Consider the following 16709-nt stretch of genomic DNA (forward strand, 5'->3'; position numbering starts at 1 on the left):
TACGGCGGCGCCGCGTCGCACAGGTTTGCTGATTCCACGCCACCGCCGCGTGCTCGGCAGCCACCTTGTTCGATCGCGCGACGATCACACCCGGCCGCCGAGGCACAGTCTCCGAACTACCCCGGCAACCCGCTGCTCGCCGGTCGGGTGACGTGCCCGAATTCCGACACCGGTAGCCCACTCACGCAAAACGATGCATAATTGATGCATCGTTGCACGGACACGTCCACCGAACGGCAAATGCCGGTTGCGCCGACAACTCCGTCGGCGCGTCGATGTGACGCGATCGCCGCGGAATTCAGCCTCCGGCCAACGGATCGTCCGGCACCGCCCGCCGGAGAGAAGGAGCACGATGATCGAGCACACCGATCCCACGAACGACCTCCGGCGAGTTGCCGTAATCGGCAGCGGTGTCGCCGGCCTGACAGCCGCCTGGGTGCTCGCGCGTTCGGCCGAAGTGACCCTGTACGAGGCGGACGCCCGCCTCGGTGGTCATGCGGACACCCACCGGATCACTGTGCTGCGCGGTACAGACGTCCACGTCGATACCGGCTTCATCGTGCACAACGACCGCACTTACCCGACTCTGCTGCGCCTGTTCGGCGAGCTGGACGTTGCCACACAGGATTCGGATATGAGCATGTCGGTACAGTGCGAGGGCTGCGGCCTGGAATACGCGGGCGCTCGCGGGCTCGGCGGATTGTTCGCCGACGCCCGCGCGCTGCGCAACGGCCGCTACCTGCGACTGCTGACCGAGGTGCCACGATTCCATCGGCTCGCACGTGCCGAACTCGATGCCGGACCCGAGTCCGACCGCACGCTGGGAGAATGGGTACGAGCCACCCATTTCTCCGCCTACTTCGTCACACACTTTCTGACTCCATTGGTCGCCGCGGTGTGGTCGTGCGACCCAGTGACAGCCCTGCGCTACCCGGCCCGATACCTCTTCACATTCCTCGACCACCACGGCATGTTGACGGTGTTCGGCTCCCCTACTTGGCGCACAGTCACCGGCGGATCTGCGACCTATGTGAACGCCGTCGCTCAGCGACTCGACACGGTGCTGCGCTCGACCCCGGTGCGGGCGGTGCACCGACTCCCCGATGGAGTCGCCGTCCGTAGCGAAGCAGATGAACTACGCGTCTTCGACGCCGCTGTCATCGCCACCCACCCGGATCAAACGCTCGATATCCTCGCCGAACCCACCGCCGCCGAGTACGAAATACTTTCCGCCATACCCTATTCGGTGAACCACACGGTGCTACACACCGACGAGTCGGTGCTGCCGAGGGCGCGACGGGCGCGAGCCTCATGGAACTATCGGCTGCCCTCGTGCACCGCGCCGGTCGATCGTGTCCTGGTCAGCTACGACCTCACCCGATTGCAGCGAATCGCAGGCACGGATCGCCACTTCCTGCTCACCCTCGGCCCGCACGACCGCATCGACGAGAACCTGGTCGTAGATCGAATGATCTACCAACATCCGCAATACACTCCGGCGTCGGTCGCGGCACAACGCAGACTCGGCGAAATCGGCGATGCCCGACTGGCATTCGCCGGCGCGTATCACGGTTGGGGTTTCCATGAGGACGGCGCGCTGTCGGGCCTACGCGCCGCCGAGCGGCTCGGTGCGCGGTGGACGACCGAACCAGCGACAATGGTGCGAGCATCATGACGGCGAGCATCATTCGCACGCACATCCGCCATGTGCGCGTCACGCCGTTGCGACACGAATTCCGCTATCGCAGCTACAGCTGGTTGATCGACCTCGACGAGATGCCCAGGTTGCCGCGCTGGCTGCAAACTATCGCCACATTCCGATCCGCCGATCATTTCGGCGATCCGACTCGGTCGCTGCGTGCGAACGTCGAGCACTTCCTCGACGGTGCAGGTATCGACTTACACGGCGGCCGAATCCTCATGCTCACCAACGCACGGGTCTTCGGCTATGTGTTCAATCCACTCACGCTGTTCTGGTGCCACGACGAGACCGGCGCGGGGGTCTGTGTCGTCGCCGAGGTGCACAACACCTACGGCGGTCGGCACTGCTACCTCGTCCGCCTCGACGAACAAGCGCGGGCGCGCACGCCCAAGAAGTTCTATGTCTCGCCCTTCAACGAAGTACGCGGCGAGTACCTCATGCGACTGCCGGAACCGGATGAGTGGCTGCGGATATCCATCGTGCTCAGCGACGGCGGACCGATCTTCGCCGCGTCGATGACCGGGCGTTGCCGTCCGGCAACCATCCGTACCATGCTGCGCGCGATAGTGGCATCACCCTGTGCCCCCCTGGTGGTTTCGGCACGCATTCGCTGGCAGGGCATACGCCTGTGGGCGCGCCGCCTGCCCGTCGTTCCCCGGCCAACCCCTGCACTGACGGAGTCTTCGCGGTGAGCATCGAATCGCATCCCACGTCCGATTGCGCATCCGCGCAACACCTTCCTTTCTATCCCGACGTCGAGCTCGTGCCCACCGGGATTCGCGCGGGCATTGCCGCAGCAGTGGCCCACCGACTATTCGATCGCGCTGTGCGCGACCTGCCTATCAGGGTCGAGTACCCCGACGGAACTGTCATCGGCCGCACTGCGCTGCCGACGGATCAGCCCCGGCTGATCGTGCACCGGCCCGACCATTTCTTCGCGCGCCTCGGCAGCGGCGGGTTGATCGGATTCGGCGAGTCCTACATGGCGGGCGATTGGTCGGCCCCCGATCTCACCGCCACCATGACGGTGTTCGCGCAGCACGTGGACACGCTGGTGCCCACACCGCTCCAGCACCTGCGTCGTTTGTACGTCGCGAAACATCCTGCTGCGCAGCGGAATAGCGAATCGAATACCCGTGGCAATATTGCCAGACACTACGACCTGTCCAATGACTTCTTCGCACTGTTCCTCGACGAGACGCTGACCTACTCCAGCGCGCTGTTTCCCACGCTGTCGCCACGGCCGCAGTGGAGCGACCTTGCCGCGGCCCAGCGCGCAAAGATCGACAGGCTGCTCGACCTCGCCGGTGTCGGTCCAGGTACTCGCGTCCTCGAAATCGGCACAGGCTGGGGAGAATTGGCGCTGCGTGCCGCTCAGCGCGGCGCGGCAGTGCGCTCGGTGACACTCTCCGTGCAGCAGCGGGCGCAGGCGCTCGAGCGGGTCGCGGCAGTCGGCCTGGCAGACCGGGTGACCATCGATCTGCTCGACTACCGGCATGTCGAAGGCAGCTACGACGCGGTGGTATCCGTAGAGATGATCGAAGCCGTCGGCTACGAATATCTGGATACCTACTTCCGAACCATCGATCGCCTGCTCGCCCCGGGCGGACGAGTGGCGATCCAATCGATCACCATGCCGCACCACCGGATGGTGGCCACCCGCGACACCTACACCTGGGTGCAGAAGTACATCTTTCCCGGCGGGTTCCTGCCCTCGACCCGGCTACTGGGCGAAGTGGTTGCCCGAAGTACCGGATTGGTTGTGCGCGACCAACTATCGATGGGCGAGCATTACGCGCACACATTGCGCCTGTGGCAGCAGCGCTTCGACTCCCGACCGGACCGGGTCTGCGAACTCGGCTTCGACCCGATGTTCCGCAGGATGTGGCGGCTGTATTTGGCGCATGCCGAGGCGGGGTTTCGCTGTGGCTATCTCGATGTCCAGCAGTTGCTGCTCACCCGCACGGAGCCGGGCGGCTAGGCGGGCGCGCGACCGAGCAGATGTCGCAGTGTCGACTCCAGACCCGGCGTTCGGAAGAGGTGACCTGCCGCTTGCAGCCGAGCGGGCTCGACCCGTTGGCTCGCCGTCGCGAGCTCCCGCGCTCCTTGCGCGCCCAGCAGCAAGCCGGGACCGAACTCCGGCACCGGGAGCAGCGCGGGCCTGCGCAGCACGGCGGCCAGGATCCTGGTGTAGTCGATGTTCCGAACCGGCTGTGGTGCGACAGCATTGACCGGACCGGACAGATCGCCCTGCCACAGCGCTCGGTGATAGACATCGACCAGGTCATCGATCCCGATCCAGGAAAGCCACTGGCCTCCATCACCGATCCGGCCGCCCAGCCCAGCCGCGAACAGCGGCCGCAACAATCGCAGCGTGCCACCACGCGGCGACTGCACGATGCCGGTGCGCACCGACACCACACGGACACCTGCCGCGGCAGCGGGCACGGTGGCCGCCTCCCAGTCCTCGACGACATCGGCAAGAAACCCCTCGCCACGAGAAGTGTTCTCACGCAGCACTTCGTCGCCACAGTCGTAGCCGTAGTAGCCGATCGCGGAGGCGCAGACGAAGGTGGGCACGCCCACACGGCCGGCGAGCTCGGCGAGTCTGCGGGTCGGCTCGACGCGGCTCTCGACGATCGCCCGCTTGTGCTCCTCGGTGAATCGACCCGCAATCGACGCACCGGCCAGATGCACCACCGCATCGATACCGTCGAGCAGATCGGGGGCCGGATCTGCTGGGTCCCAGCGTCTTTCGCTCGGGTTGCGGGGTGCATGGCGGACCAGGGAAATGACGGCGTGTCCGCCGGTGGTCAGGAACGCGGCCAACGCCGAGCCCACCAACCCGGATGCACCGGTTATCGCGATGATCGACGGCGGGTAGCCCGCCCGCGCTGCCCGGCGGTGCGCGGCGAGATCGTCGGCGACCTGCCGGTACCGGTAGTCGAACATCGATCGCAGCGCGAACGCGGGCACCGGCGACTCCACACGATCGACAATCCGCGTGTGGCCATCGTCGACGACCTCGAAATCGTGCGTATGCCGCCATCGGAGCAGTAGTCCGGCGGGCAAGGAAGCGAGGCCGTCCACGGCGACCGTGTCCACGAAACGGTGCGGCGGCTCATAGCCCATCGGGTCATGTCTCGCGACCCAGCGCAGCCCACCCGGCAGGCCGAGCACGGCCTGACCGTCCCGCATCGAGCTCGCCTCCGCCAATAGCGACATCGGCTGCCACGGCGGCGCCAGCCGGGCGAATGCCCCTGGTCTGGCGTACCAGGCGAAGACCTCGGCCCGGGGAACGGCGACAACGCTCGAACACTCGATGCCCATCCCCCGACTGTAGTCACCATCGACCCTCTTGCAACGTTTATGCATCGTTCAATGGAAACCGGCGGATTCACTTGCAGAATGGCGACATGACCGATCCATCCGGAACCCCGAAGCTCGACACCCTGCTCGACCGGACGATCGTTCCTGGATACACCCGCCTCGGCGTGGTCCTGCGCCGCGGCGGTCGGCCCGCCGATCCGGAACCCGGCGCACTGCGCGGCGCCACGGCCATGGTGACCGGCGCGAATTCGGGCATCGGCAAGGCAATCGCCGAGGCGTTGGCCGGACTCGACGCATCGGTGGTTCTCGCCGTGCGCGATCGGATACGCGGCGAACGTGCCCGTCGCGACATCCTCGCGATGCATCCCGACGCCGATCTGACCGTCACGGAATGCGATATCGCGGACCTGGCCAGCGTGACGGAATGCGCCGAAAGCCTCCGCGCGCGACTGCCGAAACTCGACATAGTGATCCACAACGCGGGCGTGCTGCCGCCCGAACGCGCCGAGACGGCCGACGGGCACGAACTGACGCTGGCAACCCACGTGCTCGGCCCGCTGTTGCTCACCGATCGACTCGCCTCCCTGCTGAGCGTCGCCGGCGACCCGCGGGTGATTTTCGTGTCTTCGGGTGGCATGTACACCCAGCCGCTGGCCGTCGAGGATCCCGAGTACCGCAAGGGCCGCTACCGCGGTGCGACCGCTTACGCCCGCACCAAACGTATGCAGGTGGCCTTCACTCCAATCCTCGCTGAATACTATGGCCCCCAGGGTATTTCGTTCCACAGTATGCACCCGGGCTGGGTCGACACACCCGGCATCGCCGCCGCACTGCCCGGATTCCATCGCCTGATCGGTCCGTTGCTGCGCACGCCGGCCGAGGGCGCGGACACCGCTGTGTGGCTGGCGGGGACCGCACCGACCCCACCGTCGGGCCGGTTCTGGCACGACCGCCGCCCGCGACCCGAGCACTACCTACGCCGCACCCACTACACCAACGGCGAGCTGCGGCGGCTCTGGCTGGACTGCAGGCAGGCGGCCCGCATCGATATCGGTTGAGCGGGCCGCGCAGCCTCAGAGCACGAACGGAATCAACGCCCTCCGGTCGGCCGGATAGTCGACGAACTTCTCGCGGTACCACCGATGGGTCGCAAAGGCGCGCGGCACCAGGTTGCCCGCGGTGATCAGGAAGATCACCACACCGGCCGGCGACCAGGTCAGCAGGGCGAAGCCGGCCCAGGCGAGCAACTCGCCGAGGTAAGCGGGACTGGTGACGAATCGAAAGCCGAAGCCGTAGGGGATCCGGTACTCCGCTGCGCCGGGGTCGTTCTTGTCGCGCAGGTTGCGCACAATCGCCTCGGAGCGGACGAGCAGGGTGAACCCGCAGAGATAGACCACGACGCCGAGGAGGAAACGCGGATCGGTCAGCCAACCGGTGCCGTACTGGTGCTGATAGTCGTGACTGAAGAATGCGCCGTTCAGGTAACCGTGCAGTGCCGTCACGAACATGCCCATGGCGAGCACCGAGACGTTGAAGCTGCTGCGCTTGCCCGGCACCTGCCGGATGGACAGCGGGAAGAACCACCCGCGATTTCCGTAGTGCACGAACCAGATCAGCGCGAGCACCAGCGCCGTCGGCTCGAATCGGTTCGGACCGGTCAGGTAGAACACCGCGAACACCAGCGTCGCCGGTATTTCCATCAACCACCAGCCGAGCTTCGGGTTCAGGTTGAAACCGACCTTCGTGGTGGCGAAGCGGCCGTACGGACTCTGCGCGAACAGCCCACCGACCAGCACGAATGCCGCGAACCCGAAGGCGATCGTCAGCACCGTATCGTAGGCGGTGTTCCCGGTGTACCAGTGCATCGAGATCCTTTGTCGAGCGTTGCGCCGGATACTTCCACTGACTTCCGGCGCCAAAATTAGAACATGTTCTACCATGTGTTCGAGTCACGACCCGCGACAATGGAGGAACTGTCATGCCGCTGGATCCGAGGGCCGCCGATCTGCTCGCGGCGGTAGCGGCCTCGCCGCGTGCCGTCGCCGCGCATGACCGCACGGCCTGGGTGGGGCTGTTCAGCACCGATGCCGCCGTCAACGATCCGGTCGGCTCGCGGCCACACATCGGCCGGGCCGCGATCGAGCGCTTCTACGACACCTTCATCGGCCCGAACACCATTGCCTTCCGGGTCGAGCGCGATCTCGTCGGGCCGCCGACCGTGGTCCGAGATCTACTGATCGAGACCACGATGTCGACCGGCGCCACCGTCGCCGTCCCGATGCACCTGTGCTACGACCTCGTCGAAGAAGACGGCGCATGGAAGATCGCCCGCTTGGCCGCGCACTGGGAATTGGCCGCGATGATCGCGCAGTTGCTGCGCACCGGGGTGCCGGGCTTGGGCGCCGCGCTGAAACTCGGCCCACAGTTGATCGTCAATCAGGGCATCGGCGGCGCCGTCGGGATGATGCGAGGGCTCTTCGGGGTCGGCCGCGCGGGCAAACGCGTTGCGACCCGGCTCTTCACCGCCGCGGCGGCGACGGACATCAGCTGCGTGCGCAGCCTGCTCGACTACGACAGCGTTATCGAGCTTCCCGCCGGCACCCGGGTCTCGGTGGAGGAATTCACCAACCGGGCGCGCAACCTGAAGTGGGACAAGATGATCGCCGCCGGTCACACCGTCACCGCCAGCATCCGACTCGGCACGGTGCACGGCGTCGCGTTCATCGACTTCACCTCCGGCACAACGCGAATCAGCGCGATCCGGGTATTCACCGACGCCTGAGCACCCGTCGAATCCGAGCCGGCACCCGCCCGATCGAGTTGAGCACTCGCCCGATCGGACCCGGCGCCCGTCGAGCAGACCGAGCACCCGACCATTGGACCGAGCACCTGCCCCATCGGGCAGTGGACCCATCGATCAGGCCGAGGACCTCATCGATCGGACTGATCGCCGGTTCGGTCAGGATGCTCGCTCATCCGTCGCGTGCGACTCCCCCTGCGGCTCGAAGCCAGGCCCTGGACGTGGAGCGATATCGCGCGGGTCGATCGGCTCATAGCAGTGCTCGCACACCAGGACAGGCGCGGCCGGATGCCCGCATGAGCGGTGCTCGAGTGTCAGTGGCGGGCCGCCGGGGTCGGCGAGATGCCGATCGCCCCAGGCCATCATCGCCATCATCATGGGGTACAGATCACGCCCACGTGCGGTGAGGCGATAGTCGACCCGACCGCCGCCTTCGTCGGTGCGCTCGAAGATCTCGGCGTCGACGAGCAAACGCAGCCGATTGGTCAGCAGATTGCGATTGGTGATGCCGATATTGCGGGCGAACTCGCTGAAACGGTGCACCCCGAAGAACGCCTCCCTGATCACGAGGATCGTCCAGCGATCGCCGAGTAGCTCGACGACGCGCTGGATCGAATCGTTCTCGGGGGGCCGAATCTTCACCGACTCATACTCCCATCCCCTCCTTATAGTATTGCAATCCTACTATCGGTAGGATATCAATACCATCGAAGATCGACGGACCCACGGCGGCTCCCGAGCCGGATTGGTGCACAGCCATGACGATGAGCGAACAAACCGACAGCACCGCCACCTACCGACAGCTGCTCGACCCGGCGGTGCGGCCGAACCCCTATCCGATATACGCCCGGGTACGGGCGGGCGGCCCTTTCCGGATCGGGACCGCGCCGGTCGTGATCGTGTCGAGCCACGCGGACTGCACGGCGGTGCTGCGCCACCCGCACTCGAGCGTCGACCGCTCACTGACCCGAGTGCAGCTGGAGACGATGCCGATGTTGGCCGCCTCGGCCACGAAAGATGCTGTCCGCCAGTCCAAGCCGTCGTTCCTATTCCTCGATCCGCCCGACCACACCCGGCTGCGCCGACTGGTGTCGAAGGCCTTCACACCACGGGTCGTCGCGCAGCTGGAACCGCGGATCAGCGCGATCGTGGACGACACCCTCGATCGGGTCGCGGAGACCGGTACCTTCGACGTCGTCGCCGATCTCGCCTATCCGCTGCCGGTCACCGTCATCTGCGAGCTCCTCGGCGTGCCACTCGCCGACGAGCCACAACTGCGGCAATGGTCGTCCCTGTTGGCCCGCACCTTGGACCCGACCTCCCGCACCGCCGCCGAGCATCAAGCCGATCCCGGTGCGTTACAGGCGGCAGGAACCGAACTGAACGCCTACTTCGAAGACCTCACCCGGCGCAGGCGCGGCAATCCAGGGCCGGACCTGTTGTCACAGTTGATCGCCGCCGAGGACGCGGGCGACACACTCGGCCACGACGAGCTCATCTCTACGTGCGCGCTGCTGCTCATCGCAGGCCACGAGACCACGGTCAACCTCATCTCCAACGCGATCCTCGCCCTGCTGCGACACCCCGGACATCTCGCGGCGCTGCGGGCCGAGCCCGAACACGCCGCAGGCATTATCGAGGAAACGCTGCGGTATGACCCTCCGGTACAGATGATTCCGCGGATCGCAGCCGCGGATATGCGGATCGGCGACCTGGATATCGACCGCGGCGACCTGGTCCTGATGCTGATTGCCGCTGCGCAGCGTGATCCCACCGCCTTCACCGACCCGGACCGTTTCGACCCCACCCGTGACAACCGCCATCTCGCCTTCGGGCTCGGTGCGCATTTCTGCCTCGGCGCTCCGCTGGCCAGGCTCGAGGGACGCGTCGCGGTGACCAGGTTCGCGCAGCGGGTCCGGTCCCCCGGCTGCGCCATCGATCCGCCACCGTACCGCGCGCACGTCAACCTGCGCGGGCCGGCGGCGATACCGCTCGATTTCGCCGGGATCACGCCGCGGCAGTAGATTCGGCGCCGCTGACGGCCTCGGGTCCTACCGCGAGGGATTCCGGCTCGGAGTCGGTCGACTTTTCGGTCCATCCCGGCGGGCCGAACACGTAACCGATTCGGCCCCTCCAGGTTTCGGCATTGCGGACATCATCGACCAGTCCGGCCAGCTCGTGGAAATTGACCCGCAGCGGGTTGTGGGTGGCGATGTTCTTCGTCAGGCCATAGCGGACCGGTTCGGATTCGGCGGCGAAGCTGCCGAACATCCGGTCCCAAATAATGAAGATGCCGCCATAGTTTCTATCGATATAGGGCTGGTTCGAGCCGTGGTGGACGCGGTGATGCGCGGGCGTATTGAACAGGAACTCGATCGGCGGCCCCAGCGTGCCGACCCGCTGGGTGTGGATCGGGAACTGGTAGAGCAATCCGATGGTCTGCAGCAGGAAGATCATCCACGGCGGCAGGCCGATCAAGGCCGCAGGCACCCACGCCAGTCCACGCACCATGTTGGCCACCGGATGCAGCCATGGCAGCCGCAGCGCGGTGGAGAGATTGAAGTATTCGCTGGAGTGGTGAACGCTGTGCGCGGTCCACAGCAGCCGCACCCGATGGTCGGCGCGATGGGCCCAGTAATAGCAGAAATCGGTGACCACCAACCCGAGCACCCACACCCACCAGCTCTTCGGCGACAGATGCAGCGGAGTCACCGACGCAGCGACCAGGACCGCAGAGAACGGCAGCAGGTAGTGCATGAACGGTTTGACGAGCCTGCCGAGGGTGAAAGTCGCCAAGTTGGCGGCGGTGTCTCGCCCTGCGCTGGTGTTCTCGGATCGGTCGGGATCGCGGCGGTAGGAGATCCACTCGACCACCATCAGCAGCACGAATGCCGGTAACGCATAGCCCAACAAGTCCATACGGCCCATGAGATCTCCTTCACTTTTCCCGCCGGTCACGGCCACGTTACGGGCCGCGGCCAGCACAGACATCGCGCCGCCGAGGGACTTACCGTCCCCCGTGCGGGGGACGCGCGGCGCACCGTCCGAGGGCAGAGTTGACCCACAGCGGCTCCGGTGTGGTGTGTCGGCGGCTGGGTAGGATCGCCCGCGAACAACTCGGCCGGTATCGGTGCGTTCGCCGGATCGGGCCGACCGGTACTTGCCGGAGATGTGGGAGGTGCGGCCGGTGGACGTGAGCAGGTCGTTGGCCCGCCAGTCACTGGTGGTCGCGGTGGTTGCCGCGGTGATCGACACTGTGGTCCTAGCACTGTGCGGTGTCTTCGCCGTAGCGCCGTGGCAGGCGACCGCAGTGGCGGTAGGCGTCGCCACCGCCGATCTCGCGCTGGCTGCGCCGCCGCGCACCGCGGGCATCGTTGCGGTCGCCCAGGTTGCCCTACGGCTGCTGGAGGCGCTGCTGTTGCATCGGCACGGCTTCGCGGCACGGTTCGCCGATGTCGGATTCCTGGTCGCCGGATACCGCGCGGGCGCGTGGATGTCGGGCCCGACATCCGTCTGGACAGTCCTCACACTGTGCTCCGGCTTCGCGGGCGCGCATCTGCTCGTCGGCAGCACCGCCTCACACGACTGGCGGCTGCTGCTCGCGACGACGGTATCGGTCGGTGTGGTGCCGTGGCTGGTCGGCCGATACACCGCGGCACGCGGCGCTTATATCGCGGAGCTCGAGCAGCAAGCGCAGTTGCGCAAGCAGGAACAACAGGTCGCGCTCGAGCGCGCGGTCGCCGATGAACGTGCCGCCATCGCGCGCGATCTGCATGACGTGATTTCCCACCACGTCAGTGCCATCGGCATCCACGCGGGCGCCGCGCGAATCGCCCTTGCCGACGCCGGAAACGGTCCGGCCACGAAGTCGTTGACCGCGGTGGAGACAAGTAGCAGGGCCGCGATGGTCGACCTACGCCGGCAATTGGATCTGCTGCACGGTCGCGACGACGACGGACAGCGCCAACCCGGGCTTGCCGATATCGACGGCCTGATCGAATACGTGCGGTCGGCCGGGATGACGGTCGAAGTCACCGTGCGAGGATCAGCGGTACCACTGCCGGATTCGCTGAACATCACCCTCTATCGAATCGTGCAGGAAATGTTGACCAACGCACTACGCCACGGCGATGGCGAAAACGCACGGCTGGATGTGGAATACCGGCCGAACCTGATCATGATCGGAACGACGAATCCGATCATGGCAGGCACGACGATCGACAACGCGTCGGTGCCGCGCGGCATCGGCGGCATCCGACGACGCGCCGAACTCTTCGGCGGCGAGCTCCAATACGGGCCAGAGTCGAAGGGAACTCAGTGGCACATCGTGGTCTCGGTCCCGATCGGAGGAACATGAACGCACCGATTCGGGTATTGATCGCCGACGACCACAGCATGTTCCGTTCCGGCCTGCGCGCCGTCGTCGACAGCCAGGCGGATCTCAACTGTGTCGCCGAGGTGAGCGAGGGTCGGGCCGCGATCACCGAAGTCGCCAGGCTGCGACCAGATGTCGCGATCCTCGATGTGCGGATGCCGAAGCTGGACGGGCTCTCTGCTACCGAGGTCATCGTCGCCGCGGGCGGCACCCGTGTCCTCGTACTCACCACCTACGACAGCGATGCCAACCTCTACCGCGCCCTGCAAGCAGGCGCGAGCGGCTTCCTGCTGAAAAGCCTTCCGCCGGAAGAACTCGTCGCCGCGATCCGGATCGCGGCGCGTGGCGACGCTCTGATCGATCCGTCGATGACCCGCCGCCTGGCAGCGCGGTTCGCGGGCAGCCTCGCGCTGCCGCAGACTCCGCCGCAGGTGCAGCAGCTCACCGCACGGGAGCACGAAGTGCTGCTCCTGCTCGCCGACGCACGCAGCAATGCCGAGATCGCCGCGCTACTGGGCGTCGGCGAGGAGACCGTGAAGACCCATGTCTCCCGCATTCTCGCCAAACTCGGCGTCCGCGACCGAATTCACGCGGTCGTATTCGCCCACAAGCACGGTCTGGTCTCCGCCGGTCCGCCGCAGCCCTGATCGATCTGGGCTCCCCATACGGCACGGGTGCCGGAGTCGCCCACGCGATAGGCCTGCGTGCAGGCCGCGATGCCACAGCTGACCGCCAGCACCGCGAGAACCGCGGTGAGTGCCCTGGTCGGCGGCTTGTCGCGTTCCTCGCGCAGCTGGACAGCGAGGAGCAGCGCAGCGACCAGCAGCAGCGGGACGACGAAGTAGATCATCGTCCGGCCGAGGTCGGCGTGGGTTTCGATGGCGGGTGACGAACCGAGTCGCTGCTGGAGCGATGCACCGGCGTCGGTGGTGAGCGGGGTCAGCGCGACCGTCACCGCCGCGAGTGCGATGACCAGCCAGATCAATCGGCGACGCGCCGCGGGCCATAACCCGGACAGCATCAACAATGCCGAGGTCAACGGCACGAACACCACGATCACATGAACCAACAGCACGTGAGCGGGCAAACCGTTGATCGTCGACATGAGGGCATCTCCTCGGTTCTCGACCGCCGCGGCGGTATCGGCCCAAATATCTCCCTCACCTCACGTTATACGGCGGTGCGCGGTTCATCGACGGGTCCGCGACAGCGGTCCGTCGGGCGTAGCAGGCAGCGCTCGGCCGCCGGGCCGAGTATCCACAGCCTCTGCCGACGTCATGCGGCACTACTCGCCATCATCGCAGGAACAGACAGAAACGTCGGGTAGTCGCTTACTCGCGCCACCAGCAGCCTGCGACGTCACGATGACGACAGCGGAAGGGAGACCCAACGATGCGATTCTCGACCGGAGCGGTGAGCAGCTATGTCGCGGGCGGTTGTGCCGGGCCCGATCTACCTGCCGCCATCGAAGAGGCGCGCACCTTTGCGGCTATCTTCCTGCAGGCAGGCCACCAGATGTTCTCCCGATGGGAGAACGCGCAGGTGTGGGGTTCGGACTTCCGGGAGACGGCATCGGGTGATCGCGAGCCGCAGGGTGGCAGCGACCTCCCCGCGCTCTATCTCTTCTGCGGCCATGGGAGCTGCCAGAACGCGCCCACCGCGACGGATCCTGACTTCCTGCTCGTCTGTAGCAGCACCGGCGGGCCGAACACCGTCACGATCGGGCGCGAGGTGCGCTGGGGAAACACACCCCCGGCCGGGCTGCAGTATGCGGTGATCGATGCCAGTTGCCCGATGGATCTGGTGTCGCTGGCCAATTCGTGGTTCCCGGTGTTCGAGGGCCTGCATATCGCACTCGGGCACTCCGGCGACTCAGGGGCCGACGCATTGGACAGCCCGGATCGCGGAGTCCTGTTTGCGCTGTATGCGACGGGTATATATCCATTCTTCCCGCACTATTCGGTGGGCGACGCGTGGATGAACGCCGGAACCGAGGACATCCAAACGGGATGCTCGGCAGTCGCCCTCGCCGCCGGAACCTCCCGCAACGACGCGATATGGCACCGCGACGAGGAGACGATCGGCGTGCACAGTCTCTTCAACTATCCGGCGTCGTGGTTCGCCTGGAAATGGCGCACCGCGTGAGGACGAGGCAGTGGAGGACTCGGCATGACCACCCCTGACAGCGGCGAGCGGTCGCCAGAGCTCGAAAGACTGACCGGGCTCGCCGAACAACTCGGCCTACGGATCGATGACGCGAAGCAGCGCGGGATCGCGGGCAACACCGTCGGCATCCGAAGCGACAACCTACTTTTCAGCCAGCGGCTCGACTCCCGCACCTACTTCGTGCAGAACTCGGCCTTCGGAACGGGCCGCGGCGCGGACTATGGCGGCTCCGACGCCGACCTCCTCGCCGAATGCGATGCGGTCGCGGCACGTCTCGAGATACCCCGCGACGAGATCGGCGCGCGGGACGTCGTTCAGGAATACACGCAGGTCGCGAGCTTCCACGGCGGCACTGGAATCGCCGCACCGGAACCCGTCGAGCGCGGCGTCCGATACGGACGGCTGCGCCGCACGATCAACGGTCACCCGGTCTGGAATTCGAGTTGCCTGCTCGGGCTGACCAGTGACGGCGGCATCGGGCACCTGCTGCTGCACTGGCCTGAGGTACCCGCCACCGTCATCGACGAGGTCGATGCGTTGGCTGCCCGCCTCGACAACGGTTGGAAAGATCCGGGATGCGAAGCGGCGCAACTGGAATCGGTGCACGCAGGCACCCTGCATTCACCGGCCGTCGGATCAGTGATGGAGTTCCGCGCCGTGATCAGGGCCATCTATGCGCCTCGAACACCCGGTATCGGGCGCAAACCGGTCCGCTACCTCGATATCGCCGGACGCGACGTCATGAAGCCGCGCACCCATGTGTGGGATCTCGAGCGGATGCCGCCCCGGCAGGGCGAGCGGGTGTCCGGGCCGCGGGAGACCGAGTAGGCCGAGTTCACGGAGAAGCTCGCCGACCCGAAAAGGGTGTTCTTCGTCGCTGAGGCAGGACGTGAGTAGCTCCGCGACCGCAGACCTGCGCAAGAATGTGGGCGAATATACCTGAGCGCAGCAACGGCCCGGCACTCCAGCGGCGGGTTGATCAGCCGGGTGAGAAAAGAAAACGACCCGGAACATGTGTTCCGGGCCGCCATTTGTAGCGGGGACAGGATTTGAACCTGCGACCTCTGGGTTATGAGCCCAGCGAGCTACCGAGCTGCTCCACCCCGCGTCGATAAACACAACATTACACACGTCTTCGTTCGGATGGCAAATCGCCGTCCGAACAGGGTGTTCGCACTGGTCGGCGGATCGGTACGGGCCTGAGCAGCAGGGCGAGAGGCCACAGTGCGACACGGCGCACGACCCCTGTTCGAAGGGTTCGGCGTGATGCCGACGAGGAGACGCGCACCCGCGGCACCCTTTTTCGAAACATTCAAACGTGACGCGGCTCACTATATCATAGTGATCTCGAACACATCACGATGCTATAAATGATCTTGAGAAACCCATTCAAATGACATTAGCGACCAGCGCAAACATCGAAATTCAGGTCATTCACTTCATACAATGCATACGTTATCAAGACGTGATCTATTGAGATTTCTTCGTTACCGTCGGCTCCACGGCCCGGATCAAACGTGATGGGCACGAACTCGAACCGCCGAACACCGGCGACCCTGTCCCGCGGTTCGAGGATCCCCGACTCCTGGGGACAGGGACACGGCGGTGTTTTCGCCGTGCCGGCGGGCGCAGGGAGGGAAAAACTATGTCTCAGAACCGGAAGTTCAGCACCCGCGCCCTCGGCTTCGTGGCCGTCACCGGCGCTCTCGTTGCGGTACCGTTCGGTCTTTCCACCGCCACCGCATCGGCAGCACCCACCCACAACTGGGACGGCGTCGCACAGTGCGAAAGCGGTGGCAACTGGGGAATCAACACCGGCAACGGCTACTACGGCGGCCTGCAGTTCTCGCAGAGCACCTGGGCGGCCAACGGCGGCCAGGGCTCGGCGCATACCGCCAGCAAGGCCGAGCAGATCCGCGTCGCGGAAAACGTGCTCGCCACTCAGGGTGTCGGCGCCTGGCCGACGTGTGGCGCCTACCTGACCGGCGGCGAGTCGGCCGATGTCGAGCCCGAGCCCGCCGTGGAGCCGAGCACTCCCGCCGCCCCGGTCATCGCTAGTGCCGAGTCCGCCGTCGACCAGGCCAAGAGCACCGGTAACGAGCTCGCCAAGCAAGCCGGCGTCGAGGACCAGTACCAGGCAGTGCTCGAGCAGAACAGCACACTGATCAACTCGCTGTTCGGCTGATCTTCGGTCCGCATTCCGGATCCGATGCAAGAGCGGCCCCATCACCGACCCCTCGGCTTGGGTTCATGCGGTCGTCGCAACACTCTCGATTGAGAGGTTGCGGCGACCGTGTCGTTTTCCGGGGATGTTGCGGAGTTCGGTGACCAGCTGG

Annotated in this window: 16 protein-coding genes and 1 tRNA gene; 11 read left to right on the top strand and 6 right to left on the bottom strand. The window is 65.9% G+C overall.

What is annotated here, in order from left to right; all coding sequences use genetic code 11:
• Positions 1-352: 352 nt before the first annotated feature.
• The 3 genes from AB0M74_RS23625 to AB0M74_RS23635 are packed head-to-tail and all read left to right on the top strand — an operon-like array spanning position 353 to position 3683.
• Positions 353-1675, top strand: coding sequence for an FAD-dependent oxidoreductase (locus AB0M74_RS23625; RefSeq protein WP_366528445.1), 1323 nt, complete (start codon positions 353-355; stop codon positions 1673-1675).
• Positions 1672-2394: a DUF1365 domain-containing protein gene (locus tag AB0M74_RS23630; protein WP_366528446.1), complete on the top strand. Its 723-nt coding sequence runs from the start codon at positions 1672-1674 to the stop codon at positions 2392-2394. The genes AB0M74_RS23625 and AB0M74_RS23630 overlap by 4 nt, the downstream gene beginning before the upstream one ends.
• Positions 2391-3683: a cyclopropane-fatty-acyl-phospholipid synthase family protein gene (locus AB0M74_RS23635; protein WP_366528447.1), complete on the top strand. Its 1293-nt coding sequence runs from the start codon at positions 2391-2393 to the stop codon at positions 3681-3683. The genes AB0M74_RS23630 and AB0M74_RS23635 overlap by 4 nt, the downstream gene beginning before the upstream one ends.
• Here the strand turns inward: AB0M74_RS23635 and AB0M74_RS23640 are convergent.
• The gene (locus AB0M74_RS23640) at positions 3680-5032 is read right to left on the bottom strand and encodes a TIGR01777 family oxidoreductase (protein WP_366528448.1); all 1353 of its coding nucleotides are present in this window, start codon (positions 5030-5032) and stop codon (positions 3680-3682) included. The two genes, AB0M74_RS23635 and AB0M74_RS23640, sit on opposite strands and share 4 nt — an antisense overlap.
• An 86-nt stretch (positions 5033-5118) precedes the next feature.
• Here AB0M74_RS23640 and AB0M74_RS23645 point away from each other — a divergent pair, with 86 nt between their 5' ends.
• A complete protein-coding gene (locus AB0M74_RS23645; RefSeq protein ID WP_366528449.1) occupies positions 5119-6090 on the top strand; it encodes an SDR family NAD(P)-dependent oxidoreductase in 972 nt (323 codons plus the stop codon).
• 15 nt (positions 6091-6105) lie between these two features.
• Here the strand turns inward: AB0M74_RS23645 and AB0M74_RS23650 are convergent, their stop codons facing one another.
• A complete protein-coding gene (locus AB0M74_RS23650) occupies positions 6106-6897 on the bottom strand; it encodes a methyltransferase (RefSeq protein ID WP_366528465.1) in 792 nt (263 codons plus the stop codon).
• A gap of 113 nt (positions 6898-7010) precedes the next feature.
• On the opposite strand from AB0M74_RS23650, the gene AB0M74_RS23655 reads away from it, so the two are divergent.
• Complete coding sequence (locus AB0M74_RS23655) at positions 7011-7814, top strand: nuclear transport factor 2 family protein (RefSeq protein ID WP_366528450.1); 804 nt, start codon at positions 7011-7013, stop codon at positions 7812-7814.
• Positions 7815-7991: 177 nt separating this feature from the next.
• On the opposite strand, the gene AB0M74_RS23660 is transcribed toward AB0M74_RS23655, so the two are convergent.
• Positions 7992-8474, bottom strand: coding sequence for a helix-turn-helix domain-containing protein (locus tag AB0M74_RS23660; RefSeq protein WP_366528451.1), 483 nt, complete (start codon positions 8472-8474; stop codon positions 7992-7994).
• Between the two features lie 116 nt (positions 8475-8590).
• On the opposite strand from AB0M74_RS23660, the gene AB0M74_RS23665 reads away from it, so the two are divergent.
• Positions 8591-9856 carry a cytochrome P450 gene (locus AB0M74_RS23665; RefSeq protein WP_366528452.1) on the top strand — a complete coding sequence of 422 codons (1266 nt, stop codon included), beginning with the start codon at positions 8591-8593 and terminating at the stop codon, positions 9854-9856.
• On the opposite strand, the gene AB0M74_RS23670 is transcribed toward AB0M74_RS23665, so the two are convergent.
• Positions 9840-10751, bottom strand: a complete 912-nt coding sequence (locus AB0M74_RS23670) for a sterol desaturase family protein (protein ID WP_366528466.1) — start codon at positions 10749-10751, stop codon at positions 9840-9842. The genes AB0M74_RS23665 and AB0M74_RS23670 overlap by 17 nt on opposite strands.
• Positions 10752-11019: 268 nt before the next feature.
• On the opposite strand from AB0M74_RS23670, the gene AB0M74_RS23675 reads away from it, so the two are divergent.
• Both AB0M74_RS23675 and AB0M74_RS23680 read left to right on the top strand, forming a co-directional pair.
• On the top strand, positions 11020-12189 hold the full coding sequence (locus AB0M74_RS23675; protein WP_366528453.1) for a histidine kinase: 1170 nt from the start codon (positions 11020-11022) through the stop codon (positions 12187-12189).
• Positions 12186-12854, top strand: a complete 669-nt coding sequence (locus AB0M74_RS23680) for a response regulator transcription factor (protein WP_366528454.1) — start codon at positions 12186-12188, stop codon at positions 12852-12854. The genes AB0M74_RS23675 and AB0M74_RS23680 overlap by 4 nt, the downstream gene beginning before the upstream one ends.
• On the opposite strand, the gene AB0M74_RS23685 is transcribed toward AB0M74_RS23680, so the two are convergent.
• The gene (locus AB0M74_RS23685; RefSeq protein WP_366528455.1) at positions 12794-13312 is read right to left on the bottom strand and encodes a DUF2231 domain-containing protein; all 519 of its coding nucleotides are present in this window, start codon (positions 13310-13312) and stop codon (positions 12794-12796) included. The genes AB0M74_RS23680 and AB0M74_RS23685 overlap by 61 nt on opposite strands.
• A 287-nt stretch (positions 13313-13599) precedes the next feature.
• On the opposite strand from AB0M74_RS23685, the gene AB0M74_RS23690 reads away from it, so the two are divergent.
• Together AB0M74_RS23690 and AB0M74_RS23695 are read left to right on the top strand one after the other, a co-directional pair.
• A complete protein-coding gene (locus tag AB0M74_RS23690) occupies positions 13600-14352 on the top strand; it encodes a DUF6345 domain-containing protein (protein WP_366528456.1) in 753 nt (250 codons plus the stop codon).
• Between the two features lie 24 nt (positions 14353-14376).
• Positions 14377-15201 (top strand): hypothetical protein, encoded by an 825-nt coding sequence (locus tag AB0M74_RS23695; protein ID WP_366528457.1) that lies wholly within the window; start codon positions 14377-14379, stop codon positions 15199-15201.
• Positions 15202-15407: 206 nt separating this feature from the next.
• Here the strand turns inward: AB0M74_RS23695 and AB0M74_RS23700 are convergent.
• Positions 15408-15481: transfer RNA gene (locus AB0M74_RS23700), tRNA-Met, on the bottom strand.
• Between the two features lie 537 nt (positions 15482-16018).
• Between AB0M74_RS23700 and AB0M74_RS23705 the strand changes: the two genes are divergently transcribed.
• A complete protein-coding gene (locus tag AB0M74_RS23705) occupies positions 16019-16558 on the top strand; it encodes a transglycosylase family protein (RefSeq protein WP_366528458.1) in 540 nt (179 codons plus the stop codon).
• The last annotated feature ends 151 nt before the right edge of the window (positions 16559-16709 follow it).

It is taken from the genome of Nocardia sp. NPDC051463 (genome assembly GCF_040681975.1).
Taxonomy (GTDB): Bacteria; Actinomycetota; Actinomycetes; order Mycobacteriales; family Mycobacteriaceae; genus Nocardia.